The 16,581-nt window shown below is 67.6% G+C and carries 14 protein-coding genes; 6 read left to right on the top strand and 8 right to left on the bottom strand.

The features are described 5' to 3' along the window. Nucleotides 1-100 precede the first annotated feature (100 nt). The gene (locus ACZ63D_RS17680) at nucleotides 101-1,255 is read left to right on the top strand and encodes a glycosyltransferase (RefSeq protein ID WP_465355359.1); all 1,155 of its coding nucleotides are present in this window, start codon (nucleotides 101-103) and stop codon (nucleotides 1,253-1,255) included. Here the strand turns inward: ACZ63D_RS17680 and ACZ63D_RS17685 are convergent. Continuing rightward, nucleotides 1,215-2,069 carry a helix-turn-helix domain-containing protein gene (locus tag ACZ63D_RS17685; RefSeq protein ID WP_465355360.1) on the bottom strand — a complete coding sequence of 285 codons (855 nt, stop codon included), beginning with the start codon at nucleotides 2,067-2,069 and terminating at the stop codon, nucleotides 1,215-1,217. The two genes, ACZ63D_RS17680 and ACZ63D_RS17685, sit on opposite strands and share 41 nt — an antisense overlap. A 283-nt stretch (nucleotides 2,070-2,352) precedes the next feature. Between ACZ63D_RS17685 and ACZ63D_RS17690 the strand changes: the two genes are divergently transcribed. Beyond that, nucleotides 2,353-3,270, top strand: coding sequence for an MBL fold metallo-hydrolase (locus ACZ63D_RS17690; RefSeq protein WP_465355361.1), 918 nt, complete (start codon nucleotides 2,353-2,355; stop codon nucleotides 3,268-3,270). 56 nt (nucleotides 3,271-3,326) lie between these two features. Next, entirely contained in the window at nucleotides 3,327-4,763 is a 1,437-nt protein-coding gene (gndA, locus tag ACZ63D_RS17695) for an NADP-dependent phosphogluconate dehydrogenase (RefSeq protein ID WP_465355362.1), read from the top strand. Between the two features lie 57 nt (nucleotides 4,764-4,820). On the opposite strand, the gene ACZ63D_RS17700 is transcribed toward gndA, so the two are convergent. The 5 genes from ACZ63D_RS17700 to ACZ63D_RS17720 form a co-directional block, all read right to left on the bottom strand. Then, on the bottom strand, nucleotides 4,821-5,543 hold the full coding sequence (locus ACZ63D_RS17700) for a Clp protease N-terminal domain-containing protein (RefSeq protein ID WP_465355363.1): 723 nt from the start codon (nucleotides 5,541-5,543) through the stop codon (nucleotides 4,821-4,823). 57 nt (nucleotides 5,544-5,600) lie between these two features. Next, nucleotides 5,601-7,319: an ATP-binding protein gene (locus tag ACZ63D_RS17705; RefSeq protein ID WP_465355364.1), complete on the bottom strand. Its 1,719-nt coding sequence runs from the start codon at nucleotides 7,317-7,319 to the stop codon at nucleotides 5,601-5,603. A 91-nt stretch (nucleotides 7,320-7,410) separates the two neighbouring features. Then, nucleotides 7,411-8,583 (bottom strand): 4-hydroxybenzoate 3-monooxygenase, encoded by a 1,173-nt coding sequence (locus tag ACZ63D_RS17710; protein ID WP_465355365.1) that lies wholly within the window; start codon nucleotides 8,581-8,583, stop codon nucleotides 7,411-7,413. Nucleotides 8,584-8,596: 13 nt separating this feature from the next. Next, nucleotides 8,597-9,820 carry an NAD(P)/FAD-dependent oxidoreductase gene (locus ACZ63D_RS17715; protein WP_465355366.1) on the bottom strand — a complete coding sequence of 408 codons (1,224 nt, stop codon included), beginning with the start codon at nucleotides 9,818-9,820 and terminating at the stop codon, nucleotides 8,597-8,599. 66 nt (nucleotides 9,821-9,886) lie between these two features. After that, on the bottom strand, nucleotides 9,887-10,966 hold the full coding sequence (locus ACZ63D_RS17720) for an erythromycin esterase family protein (protein ID WP_465355367.1): 1,080 nt from the start codon (nucleotides 10,964-10,966) through the stop codon (nucleotides 9,887-9,889). Between the two features lie 88 nt (nucleotides 10,967-11,054). Here ACZ63D_RS17720 and ACZ63D_RS17725 point away from each other — a divergent pair, with 88 nt between their 5' ends. Continuing rightward, on the top strand, nucleotides 11,055-11,726 hold the full coding sequence (locus ACZ63D_RS17725; protein ID WP_465355368.1) for a MerR family transcriptional regulator: 672 nt from the start codon (nucleotides 11,055-11,057) through the stop codon (nucleotides 11,724-11,726). Here the strand turns inward: ACZ63D_RS17725 and ACZ63D_RS17730 are convergent, their stop codons facing one another. Together ACZ63D_RS17730 and ACZ63D_RS17735 are read right to left on the bottom strand one after the other, a co-directional pair. Then, the gene (locus tag ACZ63D_RS17730) at nucleotides 11,727-12,050 is read right to left on the bottom strand and encodes an NIPSNAP family protein (protein ID WP_465355369.1); all 324 of its coding nucleotides are present in this window, start codon (nucleotides 12,048-12,050) and stop codon (nucleotides 11,727-11,729) included. Next, on the bottom strand, nucleotides 12,047-13,168 hold the full coding sequence (locus ACZ63D_RS17735) for a 5-methyltetrahydropteroyltriglutamate--homocysteine S-methyltransferase (RefSeq protein ID WP_465355370.1): 1,122 nt from the start codon (nucleotides 13,166-13,168) through the stop codon (nucleotides 12,047-12,049). Before ACZ63D_RS17735 ends, ACZ63D_RS17730 begins: the two co-directional genes overlap by 4 nt. Before the next feature lie 74 nt (nucleotides 13,169-13,242). Here ACZ63D_RS17735 and ACZ63D_RS17740 point away from each other — a divergent pair, with 74 nt between their 5' ends. Both ACZ63D_RS17740 and ACZ63D_RS17745 read left to right on the top strand, forming a co-directional pair. Next, nucleotides 13,243-14,583 (top strand): nucleobase:cation symporter-2 family protein, encoded by a 1,341-nt coding sequence (locus ACZ63D_RS17740; RefSeq protein WP_465355371.1) that lies wholly within the window; start codon nucleotides 13,243-13,245, stop codon nucleotides 14,581-14,583. 196 nt (nucleotides 14,584-14,779) lie between these two features. Continuing rightward, nucleotides 14,780-16,201: a pyridoxal phosphate-dependent decarboxylase family protein gene (locus ACZ63D_RS17745; protein ID WP_465355372.1), complete on the top strand. Its 1,422-nt coding sequence runs from the start codon at nucleotides 14,780-14,782 to the stop codon at nucleotides 16,199-16,201. Nucleotides 16,202-16,581 lie beyond the last annotated feature (380 nt).

Below are 16,581 nucleotides of genomic sequence, written 5' to 3' on the forward strand. Positions count from 1 at the left end.
GTACCAGTGTGCCCACTCGCCGCTGCCGCGCGCCGCCGCCCCCGGAAACCGCCCGAAAATGCCACGACTGCGGTACATCCGGACCACTAGGTTGCGACAAATGCGCATCCTTTTCTCGTTCGTCGGCGGTCGCGGCCACTTCGATCCGATGGCGCCAGTCGCCCGAGCGCTCATCGCACGCGGCCACACCGTAGCTGTCGCGGGCGGCGGTTCGCACGTGCCCGCGCTGGCCAAAGCCGGGTTCACCACCTTCGCGATCAACGCACCCCGCGAGGTCGACGTGACGCGACAGCCGATGCCGCCGGTCGATCCGGCGCGCGACGACTGGGAAATCCGCGAGCTGTTCACCCGCCGCGCGACCCGGGAACACGTGCCGGTGCTGCTGGAGCTGGCCAGGGAATGGCGGCCGGACCTGATCGTCCGGGACGAAGTGGACTTCTCCGGTGCGATCGCCGCCGAGGCGCTGGGCCTGCCGTGTGCCACGGTGCTGGTGCTGGCCGCGGGAACGTTGCTGCGCAAAGAACTCATCGCCGAACCGCTCGCCGAAGCCCGCGCCGCGCACGGCCTGCCGGACGATCCGGAGCTGGAAATGCTGACCCGGGGGCAGGTGCTTTCCCCGCTCCCACCGTCCTTTCGCGACCCCAGCTCGCCGCTGCCGCCCGGCACTTTTTCCTTCCGCCAGGCAGACCCCGTCCCACCGCGCCAGGCCGAGGGGAAGCCGCACGTGTACTTCACGCTCGGCACCAACTTCAACCTGGAATCCGGCGACCTCATCGAGCGCACGCTGGCTGGCCTGGGCCAGCTGGACGCCGAAGTGACCGCCACCGTCGGCACCCAGATCGACCCCGCCGAGTTCGGACCGCAACCCCCGCACGTCCACGTGGAACGGTTCGTCCCGCAGGCGCAACTGTTGCCCCGCATCGACTTGATGGTGTCGCACGCCGGATCCGGCAGCATGATCGGCGCGCTCTCGCACGGACTGCCGTCGCTGGTTTTCCCGATGGGCGCCGACCAGCCCGGCAACGCCCGGCGCTGCGCAGCGCTGCACGTCGGCCACGTACTCGACCCGGAAACCGCCACCCCGGACGAAATCCGCCAAGCCGCCGAGAACGTGCTCGCCGATCCCAGCTATCGCGAGTCCGCGGGACGGGTGCAAGCGGAGATCAACGCCCTGCCCGGCGCGGAGGAAACCGTGCCGCTGCTGGAAGCCCTCGTCACTGCATCTGCGCGCGGTAGCTTTCCGCCAGCTCCTTGAGGAACTGCCGCGTCTCGCCCCGCTCCAAAGCGGCGCCGCGCAGCCGGTCCCACGAGTCCACGAAGATGTTGAAGTCCTTCACGTCGTCGAGGTACAGCCCGCCCGCGGAGTGTTCGATGTAGACGAAGTCGCGCGTGCGGTCCGGGAAGCGCATGATCGTGAAGTCGTTGGGCACCGCGGCGAGCTTCGCGCTGAACGGCAGCACGTGCACGTACACGCGCGGGTGCCGGTCGAGCGCGAGCAGGTGCTCTACCTGGTCCAGCATCACCGCGGGCGCGAACCCGCCGGGCGCGCGGCGCAGCGCGCCCTCGCTGATGATGAACCGGTAGTACGGCGGCTGCTGCTGGTCGAACACCGCCTTGCGGTCGAGCCGGTTGCGCACCAGCGACGTGACGTCGGTGGCTCCGGCCTCGGTGAACTGCTTGAGCATGTAGTGCTCGGACTGCAGCGGCCCCGGCACGCGCTCGCCGTGCCAGGTGAGGATCTCCGCGGCGGCGGGCTCGAGGTCGGTGAAGGTGCGGAACCAGTGCGGCACCACCGACCGGTAGCCCGACCAATGGCCGCGCTGCCCGGCCGCGGCCCGGGCCAGGTTCATCAGAGTGTCGGCTTCTTCGCCGTTGATCCCGAACGCGTTCAGCATGGTCCGCACATCTCCGAGCTTGACCCCCACCGCACCGGACTCGATCTTGTTGACCTTGCCCTGGGTGCAGCCGAGTACCTCGGCGACTTGCTGCTGCGTCATCTTCGCGGCGTTTCGAGCATGCCTGAGCTCATTGCCGAGCTGCTTGCGGCGCGAGGTGACGGTGCTCGCCATCTCCCCTTGCTCTCCTGGACCACTACCGCCGACGGGCTTTCCGCCGGACCGCGAACTACGAACCACCCAGGCCACTGCGACCCAACGGAGTTCGATGATGACACCCGGCAGCGTTTCAGGAAATGCGCGAGAACGCCAGTCACCCGGCATGTCACCCTGGCGGAGCAGTCTATTCGAGACGCCCCAGACAGCTTTGCTACTCCATTCGGACTAATGGGAGACTTCCGGGCACAGCTGAGCCGCGGATGCCCCGCTCCGCCGGTCCGGGCGGCATAGTGTCGGCGTGATCGATCGATCCCCTGGCGCGGCGAGCGTCAAACAGCTGGCAGACGGCGCCTTCGGCTACGTCCAGCCCGACGGTTCCTGGTTCATCAACAACTGCGGCTTCGTCGACGCCGACGGACACGCTGTGCTTATCGACACATGCGCGACCGAACGGCGCACGCGCGCGCTGCTCTCGGCCGTCGGCGACACCGTCGGCCCGGTCACGACGCTCGTCAACACCCATCACCACGGCGACCACACCAACGGCAACTATCTGGTCGGCGGCGCCACCGTCGTCGGCCACCGCAAGACCCGCGAGGCGTTGCTGGCCGACGGGATCCAGCGGTACGAGGGCGTCTTCACCGACAGCGACTGGGGCAAGCTCGAACTGCGCGTGCCCGACCTGGTCTTCGACTCCACCGTCACCCTCTACGCCGGACAGACCCGGATCGACCTCATCCACCCCGGGCACGCCGCGCACACCACCAACGACGTCCTGGTCTGGCTGCCCGAGCAGCGGGCGCTGTACGCGGGCGATCTGGTGTTCAACGGCGGCAGCCCGTTCGCGCTGATGGGGTCGGTGGCGGGCTGGCGGGCCGCGCTGAACGTGATCCGCGAACTCGACCCGGCGGTCATCCTGCCCGGGCACGGCCCGGTGTGCGGGCTGGAAACGGTGGACGCGGTCGACGACTACCTGGAGTTCGTCCAGCGCACGGCGGAAACCGGCAAGGCGGCCGGGCGCACGCCGCTGGAGCAGGCGAAGGCGACCGACCTCGGCCAGTTCGCCGAGCTGACCGAACAGGAACGGCTCGCCGGGAACCTGCACCGGGCGTACGCCGAACTCGACGGCGCGCAGTGGGGTGCGCCACTCGATCTGGTGGCTCCGCTGAAGGACATGCTGGCCTGGAACGGGGGCCCGATCCGCTGCTTCTCCTGAGCCCCGGTTTTGTGGTTAGGCTCGGAATCCGGCAGAGGTTTTCGGAAAGGTTTCGGATGAGCAAGAAGGCGAGCATCGGGGTCACCGGCCTCGCGGTCATGGGCCGCAACCTGGCGCGGAACCTGGCCCGGCACGGGCATACGGTCGCCCTGCACAACCGCTCCGAGGAGCGGACCCGCTCGCTCGTCGAGCAGTTCGGCGACGAAGGCGACTTCATCCCCGCGTACTCCGCGCAGGAGTTCGTCGACGCGCTGGAGCGGCCGCGGCAGATCGTGATCATGGTGAAGGCGGGCGACCCGACCGACGCCGTCATCGAGGAATTCGCGCCGCTGCTGGAGCCGGGCGACGTGATCGTGGACGCGGGCAACGCGCACTTCGCGGACACCCGCCGCCGGGAGAAGGCGCTGCGCGAACGCGGCCTGCACTTCGTCGGCACCGGCGTGTCCGGCGGCGAGGAAGGCGCGCTGCACGGGCCGAGCATCATGCCCGGCGGGTCGAAGGAGTCCTACGAGTCGCTCGGCCCGCTGTTCGAGGACATCTCGGCGAAGGTCGACGGCGAACCGTGCTGCACGCACGTCGGCGCGGACGGTGCCGGGCATTTCGTCAAAATGGTGCACAACGGCATCGAGTACGCCGACATGCAGCTGATCGCCGAGTCGTTCGACCTGCTGCGCGGCGCGGCGGGCTACTCCCCGGCCGAGATCGCCGACGTGTTCGGCACCTGGAACACCGGGCGGCTCGACTCGTACTTGATCGAGATCACCGCTCAGGTGCTCAAGCACGTCGACGGTGGGTCCGGCAAACCGTTCGTCGACGTAGTCGAGGACGCGGCGGAGCAGAAGGGCACCGGCCGCTGGACCGTCCAGATCGGACTCGACCTCGGCGTGCCGATCAGCGGCATCGCGGAAGCGGTGTTCGCACGGTCGCTGTCCGGGTCGACGGGCTTGCGCTCGGCCGCACGCGGCCTGGGCGGTCCGACGCGCGCGCCGCTGACCGGGTCCGCACTGGAGACCTTCGCCGACGACGTCGAGCAGGCGCTGTACGCGTCGAAGGTGGTCGCGTACGCGCAGGGCTTCAACCAGATCCAGGCTGGAGCCGCGGAGTACGGCTGGGACATCGACCTTGGCCGCGTCGCCTCGATCTGGCGCGGCGGCTGCATCATCCGGGCGAAGTTCCTGAACGACATCACGTCCGCCTACGCCGCCGAGCCGGGCCTCCCGACCCTGCTCACGTCCGGCGACTTCCGGGCGGCGGTCGAGAACGCGCAGGACTCGTGGCGTTCGGTGATCTCGACGGCGGTCCGGCTGGGCATCCCGACGCCCGGCTTCTCGACCGCCCTGGCGTACTACGACGGCCTGCGCGCGGACCGGCTGCCGGCCGCGCTGGTGCAGGGACAGCGCGACTTCTTCGGCGCGCACACCTACCGGCGGGTGGACCGCCCCGGCTCGTTCCACACGCTGTGGGCTGGGGATCTGTCCGAGGTCGAAGCCTGATTTTTAACGAGAAAGGGCTCTCCCCGTGGTCTTGGGGAGAGCCCTTCTCTCTGCCGATCATTTCCCCAAAGTGCCCAGGATTTCCGAAAGAAACTCCTTGATCTTCGCTTCGGCCTTCTCCTTGTCGACCCCCAGTGCGGCAAGGACTTCGTAGCCCGCACCCTCGCCCTGTTCCAGCAGGGCAAGGAGGATGTGCTCGGTGCCGATGTAGTTGTGCCCAAGCCGCAGCCCCTCGCGCAGGGTCAATTCGAGGGCCTTCTTGCCCGCGGACGCGAACGGCACCGGATCCGGCGCGTCGTCGACAGGTTCGGGCAACCTCGCCTCCGCGGCCTCTTTGACCGCCTCCAGCGACACGCCTTGAGCGACGATCGCACCCGCCGCCAGCGCGTCGGGTTCGGAAAGCAGGCCGAGGACCAGGTGAATGGTGTCGATCTCCGCGTTCCTGCCGTCGATGGCCGCCTGCTGAGCCGCGACGATGACGTGCCGGGCCCGGTCGGTGTAGCGGCCGAACATCCGCTGTATCCCGCCGGAGGAATCGTCGCTCTTCGGAACGAATCTCTTCTGGGCGGCTTGTTTGGTCACGCCCATGCTGGCCCCGATGTCGGTCCAGGAAGCCCCGCTCCGGCGGGCTTGATCGACGAAGTGGCCGATCAGGTGGTCAGCGACCTCGCCGAGGTGCTGACCGACGTACACGGCGTCGGTGAGCTGAGCGAGGGCGTCTTTTTCGTTGTTGGCCTTGATGGCGCTGATGAGGTCGTCGAGTTTCACTGAGTCGGTCATGTCGTCAACTGTAGGTTGACGATTGGGTTGCGTCAACCCTGGGTTGACTGGCTTGGGCTACTCGCCAAGCATGACTTTGCCGGTGCGCCGATAGCGGGTGCTCGGGCTGCGCGGGGACTCGCCGATCAGCTCGACCAAGCCCTCGTCTCGCAGGACACGCAACCAGCGGGACACGGTCTTGTCCGGCATGTCCAGCAAGGTCGCCAGTTCGGCTCGGGTCAGTTCGGCGGCGCCCAAGGCATCCAGCACCTCACGTCGCCGGTCTCGCCTGCCCGTCGGCCTAGGCCCGGCGCTGACCGCGGCGACGAGTTCGTAGCGCGCCCACCGTCGGCTTCCGGTCTGGCGCAGCAGGCCACGTGCCACCAGGTCGCCAAGTTCGGCGGTCGCGCGCCGCGAGTCCACCCCGGTCGCACTGCGGTAGGAATGGTTGTCCAGGACGTCTCCGGCTTTGCTCATGGCCAGCCCGAGACATTGGCTGTCAGTGAGCCCGTACTCGCCGAGACCCCGAATCCAGGCGACAACCTCGTCGCTGATCAACGCGTGATTGGGGAATTCGACCCGGAAAAAGGAAATCTTGTCGACGAACCGCGGCGGACTCAACGAAGCGTCTCGCAACGCCATGAGCATCGTGCGGATTCCCGAGCCGCGGTTCTCGCACACGGTGCGCATCGTGCCCGGCAACGGCACATCCTCGAGAAGCTTGAGCAAAGTAGCGTTCCGCGCCGAAGAAACGCCTTCCTCCCCCAAGGTGTCTTCGGTGACCGGCCCGTAGAGGCCGCCGGGATTGCGGATCACGAGCCGGTCCGGATACATCTCGACCTGCACCTGGGTGCCGCGAGATTCTGGCGAGTAATCCCGGTGCGCCAACGCGTTCACCACCGCCTCACGCAGCGCTGGTTCCGGGTACTCCCAGCTGTCTACGCGTCCGGCACCGCGCACTGTCGCGCGGCGTGCCATGTTCGCCCGCAGCGCGGCCAGCGCGTCGCGGACCATCGTGGGGATCGATCCTTCCAGCACCCGGTTGTCGAGGAACCTGTCTCCGGTCCGGAGATCCGCCCCTTCCGGCGTCGGGTAATGCACGAAGGAAATCATCAGCTGCGGGAAGAAGTGCTGCGGATAACGCCCGAGCGCCAGCAATCCAGCGACCGTTACCCGATCCTCGACGAGAACTTTGACCCGGCGCAGGACGTCCTCTCGCGAAAGATCCGCGAACGCGTAGGGCCGCTGCCGCTGAAGCCGCCCGACGAACGTCGAGACAAGTTCGGGGTCCAGGTCGGCAAGAGTCGCTTCAGGAACCGCTTCCTCGTCGTCCCTCGGCTGCCCCCGGTTCGCCACCATGAGGTGGACCTCGTAACCGCTGAGCCGCCGATCCCCGTCACCGACCCGGACGTAGCTGCCTTGCGCCATCCCGAGCCGTTTGGCGAAACAGGGCCTGCTCCGGCTGTCGAGGGCTGGGACTTCCGCGACGACGAGGTCGGCACCCTCGAAACGGTGCGTCCTGATCAACGGCCGCAGCGGAGGTTCCATCTCGTCCGCGCACACCGCGGCGAGATCAGCAGTCATCTTCGCCGGGTCGCGCACCCCGTTCGCACGGAATTCCGCCGTCTCGTCCAGCCCGAGAAGCAGCACGCCACCACGCGTATTGGCGAAGGCGGAGACAGTGTCCCGAACCGACTTAGGCAGACGTTCCTCAGCGCGCTTGGCTTCGACGTCGGCGTCGTCGCCGCCAAGTCGACGAAGGTTGCCGACGATCTCCGCCAGCTCGTCGTCCAGCATCCTGACCCCCGCATACCTCTACATGCTCACTTACATGCTCACTTTAACTTAAGTGAGCATGTAAGTGAGCATGTAGATCCCCTCGGCGCACTCAGGCGAACGGCAACCCCACATAGTTCTCCGCCAAACTCGTCGCCGCCGCCCGAGACGAAGCCGTGTACCGCAGTTGCGACAGCTGCAGCCGCCGGGCGAACTCGTCCGCGCCCGGATCCACGTGCAGCATCGTCGTCATAAACCACGAGAAGTGCTCCGCCCGCCACACCCGGCGCAGACAAGTGTCCGAATAGGACTCCGCTAGCGTCGAATCCCCTTGCAGCAAAGCGACCAACGCCCGCGAAAGCACCACGACATCCGCGACCGCCAGGTTCATTCCCTTGGCACCGGTCGGCGGCACGATGTGCGCCGCGTCGCCAGCCAGGAACAGGCGGCCGTGGCGCATCGGCTCGGTCACGAAGCTTCGCATCGGCGTGATGCCCTTGTCCAGGATCGGCCCCTCCTGCAGGGTGAACTCCCCCTCGACCGCCAAGCGGGTCGACAGCTCCGTCCAGATCCGGTCGTCCGACCAGGCCGCCAGATTCTCCCCCGGATCGACCTGCAGGTACAACCGCGTGACGTCCGGGGAACGCATGCTGTGCAAGGCGAATCCTCGCGGATGATGAGTGTAGATCAGCTCCTCGTGCGACGGCGGCGTCCGCGCCAGCACTCCCAGCCAGGCGAACGGGTACTCCCGCTCGAAGGTGGTCAGCACACCGTCCGGAATGGACGGACGGGAGACACCGTGGAAACCGTCGCAGCCTGCCACCGCGTCGCATTCCAAGGTTTGCACGGCACCGGAGGAATCCCGATAGCGCACAACCGGGCGCGAACTGTCCAATGCGGACAGAGAAACATCCGAAACTTCAAAGTGCAGCGGAAGATCCGCGGCCTCATGCGCGTCCACGAGGTCCTTCACGATCTCCTGCTGCCCATACACCGTGATCGCCTTGCCGGTCAGCTCGGTGAGCGCGATGCGGTGATCGGCACCGTCGAAGCGAAGCGAGAAACCCTCGTGTGGCAAGCCTTCCGCGGCCAATCGGCCACCAAGGCCGATCTCGGTGAGCAGGTCGACCGTCGGTTGTTCGCAGACCCCGGCGCGCACGCGTTGCCGTACGTAGTCACGGTCGCGGGCTTCGAGCACCACCGCCTCGACGCCCGCCTGGTGCAGCAAATACGACAGCAGCAATCCGGCCGGGCCAGCGCCGATCACGGCGACCTGCGTGCGCAACGGAACCTCCGAATCAAGCCGCGGTGCGCGACTTCAGGTGAGCTTTGAGATCAAACGAGCTGGCCTCCAGATCCGCGTACGCCGGACGCGGTTCCGCGGCGAACAACCGGCGCGCGGCGATGTGGTCCGGCGCGCGGTTGACCGATTCGACGGCGATCAGCACGTCGTCGCGGAAGGACAGCACGGAGAACTTCCCACTGTCGCGGTCCCCGGTCACCACGGTCCGGTCCGCGGCGGCGAGGATGCCCGCGATCTGCAGTTTCGCGCCGGTCTGATCAGTCCAGAACCACGGCAGGCTGTCGTACCGCGCCGGCTCCCCGGCAATCGCCGCGGCCACCGAACGAGCCTGGTCAACGGCGTTCTGCACGGATTCCAGCCGGGTCGCGGCACCGGCCTGCACGCACGGGAAGCACGCGCAGTCGCCGATCGCGAAGATCTTCGGGTCTTCGGTGCGCAGGTGTTCGTCGACGACGACGCCGTTGCGCACCTCGAGCCCAGCCGCCTCAGCCAGCGCGGTCTCCGGCACCACGCCGACCGCGACGACCACGAGGTCCGCGGGCAGCCGCCGCCCGTCGGAGAGTTCGACGGACTCCACGTGGTCAGTCCCGTGCAACGCGGTGACCCCGACGCCCAGCAACAGCGTGTGCCCAGCCGCCCGGTGATGTTCGGCGAAAAACTCCGAGATCTCCGGCGACGCGACTCGCGCCAGCAGCCGGTCCTGCGCCTCCACCACGGTGACCGGACGGCCGGCGTGCGAGGCGAACTCCAGCCCGATGAACCCGCCGCCGATCACCACGACGTCTCCCGCCACGTCCAGCGAGGCCCGCAGCCGGTCGGCGTCCGCGCGGGTGCGCAGTGTCAGAACGCCTTCAAGGTCGGCGCCGGGCACCGGCAACGCCCGGTTGCGCGCGCCGGTGGCCAGCACCAGATGGTCGTACGCCAGCTCCGTGCCATCCTCGAGCCGGACTTTCGCCGCGTCCCGGTCGATCGCAGCGACCCGGCCGCGGACCAGTTCGATGTCCTTCTCGGCGAAGTAGTCCTCGGGCCGCAGCACCAGCTGCTCGACGCCCGCGCTGCCCGCCAGGTACGCCTTCGACAGCGGCGGCCGCTGATACGGCACCCCCGGCTCGTCGCCGATCAGGACCACGCGGCCGGCGAACCCCTTGTCCCGCAAGGACGCCGCGGCTTGGAAGCCGCTTTGCCCACCGCCGACGACGAGAACGGTCTCGGTGCTCATCTCGCTCCTCCCGACATCTCGGCTCCATCTGAGCACACCTCAGCCAAGATCGTCGAGGAGCAACCGTCACACCCGGTGCAGGAACGCGATCGCATCCGCCGCTTCGACCGCGTCGAACGGCAAATACCCGCGTCCGTCGCCGGTCCGCGCGGGCAGCGCGGGGTCGATTCCGGCGGTTTCGACCAGTTCACGGTCTTGGACGGTCGCGGCGAGATACGCCTGCAACGTCCCCGGCGCGGGGGCCTCTACCCCATCTGACGAGCCGAAATCGGTGGCAATGAACACATACCGGTCACCAAGGCGGTGCGCGACCTGCGCGCCCGCGCTCCACCACTGCCCGCCCATCATCGAGGCCGCGCGACGCTGCAGGTGCTGGTTGTGCGCGGAAACGAACGTGCCCGGCAACGCGAGCAAGTTGTCCGCCATCATCGCGTCGCGCTGCGCCCCGAGCCGGCCCATCCGCTCCGGCGAGGTGTCGGCCATCAGCGAGTGGTAGCGGCAGAGCCCGACCGCGGTGCGGGCGAGCAGGTCGCCGCCATCGGGCAGCGCCGGGCGAGACCGTTCGAACTGACAGGCGAGATCATCGGCGACCAACCGCAGCTCCCGCGCTTCCGGACTGTCCCCTTTGGACTTCGATCCGTCCCACATCGCCGCTTCGTCCGCCCAGGCCGCGTCGTCGCCGGCCAGCCGCTCGATGGTCGCGACGTCGTACGGCACGTCGTCGAGATGCGCGGCCAGGAAGCCGTGCAGTTCGGTGAGCACCGCGCGCGGGCTGGGCGCGCTGGCCATCTCCAGCGGGGCGTCGAAGCCGTGGAAGTGGACCTGATCTTCGGGCTCACGGCCAGCGTTGTGGTCGCGCAGCCATTCGACCAGCACACGGTTCGACGGGAACGCGCCGAAGCCGTGGCTGAACCCGGTGGCCAGCACCTTGTCGAGGTCGCCTTCGCCGGTGGTCACGTAGTGGTCGACCAGGCGTCCGGCCAGGCAATCGCTCTCCAGCGCGATCGAACGGTAGCCGTGTTCGAGGACGAGGTGCTGGAAGATTTCGTTGCGGAACAACGGGAATGCCTCGGTCCAGTGCGTGGGCTCCCCCAAACCGAGCAGGGTCGGCGAACGGTGGGCGAGGAAGTCGTCAAAGCTCTTCATTGCTTCGACCGTATCGTTGAACTCTCCGTTTGCTCTTTTTCGCTTGATACCTGGTTGAATAGCTGGAAACCCTCAAACCGGAGGTGACATGCGTCCGAAAGACCTCGCCCGCGAGCACGGCCTGTCGACCCAGGCCGTCCGCAACTACGAGGAGGACGGCATCCTTCCGCCCGCCGAGCGCGGACCGCAGGGCTACCGGGCGTACACCGAACACCATGCGCAAGCGTTGCGCGCCTTCCTCGCCCTGCGCCCCGGCTTCGGCCACGCCCGCGCGGCGGCGATCCTCCGCGCGGTCAACGAGCGTTCAGAAGACACCGCCTTCCAGCTGATCGACGAGGGCCACGCTGAGCTGCTGCGCGACCGCGGCACCCTCACCGAAGTCGAGCACGCGCTGCGAAACCTGACCCAGGAGCCGGACGTACGCCAGACCGTGCCGTCGATCGGCGCACTCGCGCACCAGCTGTCCGTGCATCCCGCCACGCTGCGCAAATGGGAGGCCGCCGGAATCCTCCGGCCAGAGCGGGACCTCGCAGGCAACCGCCGCTACCCACCAGCCGCGGTGCGCGACGCCCGCCTAGCCCACCAACTGCGCCGCGGCGGCTACCCGCTCACCCGAATCGCGGCAGTGTTGGAGCAGGTCCGGCACGCGGGCGGGGTCGGGCCGCTGGAAGAAGCCTTGCGTACCTGGCGTTCCCGGCTCACCGCCCGGGCGCACGCGATGCTGGACGGAGCCGCCCAGTTGTCGCGCTACCTCGCCTGATCACTCCGGCGGCTGATCCTCCGGCAAAAGGGGTCGCATGAACGTCCGCCGATACCGGATCACGCACCCGCTCTCGTCCCGGATCCGGTCCGCCGCCACGAACTCCGGGTCCACTCCGAACAGCGCCCGGTACCGTTCGTACGCGGCCAGGCTTTCGAAGCTGAACAACGCCCTGGCCTCGTCGCTGGCCCCTTCCGCGGGCAGGAAATACCCGTGATGCACCCCGCCCTCGCGCCGCACCAGCCGCATCCACTCGGCGGCGAACCGTTCGAAGTCCGCGATTTTCGCCGGGTCGATCACGTAGTCGACCACGCAGGTGATCACGAACTCCCCCAGACCCGCTCCGCGGTGGAAACGATCAGCTCCAGCTTCCGCAGCTGCTCCGTGGGGGTCAGGTCGTTGCCCTCCTCAGTGGAGGAAAACCCGCACTGCGGCGACAAGCACAGCTGGTCCACGTCCACGTACCGCGACGCTTCCTCGATTCGCCGCACCAGCGCGTCCGGGTCTTCCAGCTCCGGCCGTTTGCTGGTCACGAGCCCGAGCACCACCCGCTTTCCCTTCGGCACGAACCGCAACGGCTCGAACCCGCCGGAGCGTTCGTCGTCGTACTCCAGGAAGAACCCGTCCACCGCCAGCTCGCCGAACAACGCCTCGGCGACGAACTCGTAGCTGCCGGACGCCACCCACGACGAGCGGAAATTGCCGCGGCACAGGTGCGTCGTCACGGTCAGGTCTTCCGGTTTCCCGGTGAGCGCGGCGTTGATCGTCGAGATGTTGCGCAGGTGCATGGTGTCCGGGTCGCCGCCCATGCGCGCGACGAGTTCCCGCTGCTTCGGGTCGTTGAGGTAAGCGAGGCTGGTGTCGTCCAGCTGCAGATACGTGCAGCCCAGCGCACTCATCGCGCGCACCTGCTCCGCGTACGCCGCGCTGAGGTCGGTGAAGAACTCGTCCAGCTCCGGGTACACGGTCTCGCTCACCGCCGCCCGGCCGCCGCGGTAATAGACCATGCTCGGCGACGGGATGGTCAGCTTCGGCGTGATGCCCGGGTCGGTGTGCGCCTTCAGGAACTCGAAGTGGTCGGCGAAGATCGGATTCTCGAGCCGGACCTTGCCGTCGACCTGCAGACCCGGCGGACTGAACTCCAGGTCGTCTGCCAAGTTGTGGAATTTCACGTGCAGCCGCTCGTCGCTGCGGGAGACGCCGCCGAGCGCGTAGATGAAGTCCATGTGCCAGGAGGACCGGCGGAACTCGCCGTCGGTCGCCGATTTCAGACCGGCCGCCTTCTGCATCTTCACGACGTCGCGGATCGCGTCGTCCTCGACGGCTCGCAGTTGTTCGGCGGAGATCTCCCCCGCCGCGTGGTCGCGCCGTGCTTCGCGCAGCACCGCCGGCCGCAGCAGGCTCCCCACATGATCGGCACGGAACGGAGGTCGTGCAGTCATGTCTGGCATGGTCACACACAAACCGGCGGTATGTGCAGCGATAATCCGGCGGGACCACACCGAAGGAGCCGCTCATGACCCACGCCGCGCACCCGGTCGACCGAGGCCTTCCCGCCGGACGGCTGCTTCTGCTCGGACTGCAGCACATGGCGATCATGTACACCGGCTGCATCGCCGTTCCGCTGGTCATCGGCAGTGCGCTGCACCTGGACAACGCGTCGATCGCGCTGCTGGTGAACGCCGACCTCTTCGTCGCCGGACTGGCCACTGTGGTCCAGTCGGTCGGCATCGGACGGCTGTTCGGCGTCCGGCTGCCGGTGGTCGCGGGCGCGACGTTCACCGTGGTCAACCCGATGATCCTGATCGCCGCGCAGTACGGCCTCACCGCGGTGTACGGCGCGATGATCGCCTCCGGCGTGTTCGGCTTGCTGATCGCCCGGCCGTTCGCCGCGCTGATCCGGTTCTTCCCGCCGCTGGTGTCCGGGACATTGCTGCTGGTCATCGGCATCTCGCTGCTCGGCCCCGGCACAGCGATGATCGGCGGGCACGACACCGGCGACCCGTCCTACGGCGATCCGGCGAACCTCGGCCTGGCGTTCGGCGTGATCGCGCTGGTAGTGCTATTCACCCGGGTGCTGCGCGGCTTCCTCGGCCAGATCGGCCCGCTGGTCGCGCTGATCGCCGGTGTCCTGATCGCCATCCCGCTCGGCCGCACGCACTTCTCCGGCGTCGCCGACGCGAGCTGGTTCGGTCTGGCCTCGCCATTCCACTTCGGAGCTCCGACGTTCCCGGTCGCCGCGGTGGTGTCGATGTGCGTCGTGATGCTGGTGTCGTTCACCGAAACCACCGCCGACCTGATCGCCGTCGGCGAGATCACCGGCCGCCCAGTCACCCCCGCTGACCTGTCGCGAGGCCTCGCGACCGACGGCCTCTCCGCGATCTTCGGCGGCTTCATGAACTCCTTCCCGGACACCGCATTCGCGCAGAACGTCGGGCTGGTGCAGATGACCGGCGTACGCAGCCGCTGGGTGGTAGCGACGACCGGCTGCATGCTCGTCGTCATGGGCCTGGTGCCGAAGATCGGCGCGTTCATCGCCGCGATCCCGGAGCCAGTCGTCGGCGGCGTCGCGGTAGTGATGTTCGCGATGGTCGGGGTAGTCGGCGTGCAGACGCTCAAGAAGGTCGACTTCTCCGGAAACCACAACGCTTTCGTGGTTTCAGTCGCGCTGGGCGTCGGCCTGCTGCCCGCCTTCGGCCTGGACCGCTTCGGCAACTCGGTGTTCTTCCAGCACTTCCCCGCCTGGCTGCGAACGATCTGCGGCAGCCCGATCACCGTCGCCGCCGTGCTGGCCTTCGTGCTGAACCTGCTGTTCAACCACCTCGGAAAGCGACGAGAGAACGACCTGCTCCCGTAAGCATTCCCCCATTCCCCGGTACCGCCGTTCGGCCGCAGCCCCCGATCCTGCCCGGTTTCCCTCCTTTCCCAGGCTGTTCGGGCAGTTCTTTCCCCACCGCAGCCAGAAAGGCCCGCGGCGCACTTTTCACCATTGCGCCGAAGATCGAGGCCATGGCACCTTGTGCCCGAAAAGACCTTCGGACAGAAGAGGGCGCATGGACGGCACTTCCCTCATTCTCAGTTCCGCCGAACGGACCAGAGCAGCCGAACTTCTGGCCCGGTTCACCGACAGCTACGAAAATTCACTCACTAGTCGCCCGATCGCGCCAGACACCGACCGGGAAACTCTGACCAAACTGCTAGCCGAACCGTTCCCCGAAGAAGGCCTTGGCGTAGAAGCGTTCTTCGCCGACGTCGTAGACCGGATCGTGCCCTATACCACCACGATCGCGCACCCGCGTTTCCTCGCCTACGTACAAGGCCCGCCAAACGGCATCGGTGCCTACGCCGAAGCGATCGCCGCGGTGCTGAACCAGAACTGCAACCTGTGGCAGATCTCCCCCGCCGCCAACGTGATCGAACGCTCCGTCACGGACTGGCTAACCGGCCTCTTCAACCTAGGCCCCACCTCCGGAGGCATCCTCACCAACGGCGGTTCCGGAGCCACCAAAGACGCGATCACCGCCGCCATCGCCGACCGCAGACCAGACTTCCGCGAGCGCGGCCTCCAGGAAAATCGCGCCCCACTAGTGCTTTACACATCCAACGAAGCACACCGCAGCGTAGTCAAAGCCGCCGTCCTTTTAGGAATCGGCTTGGACAACGTCCGCACCATCCCCACCGACGACCATTTCCGACTACGCGTAGACCTGCTGACCCAAGCAATCACCGAAGACCGCGCCGCCGGAAAAGAGCCATTCTGCGTAGTCGCCACCGCAGGCACAGTAACCACCGGCTCAATAGACCCCATCGACCCCATCGCAGATCTCTGCACAAAAGAAGACCTCTGGCTACACGTCGACGGCGCCTACGGAGCCCTCTTCGCCCTAGCCGATTCGACCCGCGACACCCTGCTTCCGTTGTCCCGAGCGGACTCCATCACCCTGGACCCGCACAAGCTGCTCTTCGCCCCGCTGGAAGCAGGAGCCCTGCTGGTCAAAGACATGGCGAAACTGCGCACCGCCTTCGCCTTCTCGTCCTCGTCGTCCTACCTCACCGCAATCGACGACGCCCACCTACTCGACTACATGGACCACGGCCCGCAACTTTCCCGCAGCTTCAAGGCATTGAAGGTCTGGGCCGCACTGCGCACTTTCGGCGTAGGCGCCTTCCGAACAGTCACCGAACGCTGCCTAACCCTCGCCACCCGACTCGGCTCACGTATCAACGCCGCCCCCGGCCTGGACCTGATGAACCCAGTCACCCTCACCGCAGTCTGCATCCGCATGCCCGGCCGCAACGCCGAAGCGCACGCAGAACTCCTCACCAGACTGCACGAAGAAGGCACCGCCATGCTCGGCCCCGCAAGGATTCACGACCACCCCTGCGTCCGCGCCTGCATCACCAACCACCGCACCACCGAAGCCGACATCGACCTACTAGCCGAACGCCTAACCGCCCTAGCCGCCGCCCTCTGACCTAGCCATCCGTGGGACCACCCTCGCCGCCCCTGATTCCCCAGGGTTCCTCTCACGAACACTCACGCCGCGGACCCCGGCCACCACACCCACCTGCTGCGAAACCTCAACCCCACCCGCGAACCGGACGCAACCGAACGCCCGAGCCCCGCGCACCCCCCACGACACCGCCACCCACACACCCCAAGAAACCCAGGCAGCCAGCCCCCGCCCTGCACCCCGATACGAAGCCTTCCCTGCGGTTCGGGGGGGGGGGGGGGGGGGGGGGTTTCCTCCCCCCTCCCCCCCCCCCCCCCCCCCCCACCACCCCCCCCCTGGGGGCGCCCACAAAAATCCCCCCAGAGGGTCTCCCCCCTGGCGAGAAAACGCCCTCCCCCCCC

Source organism: Amycolatopsis sp. NPDC104775 (genome assembly GCF_055583325.1).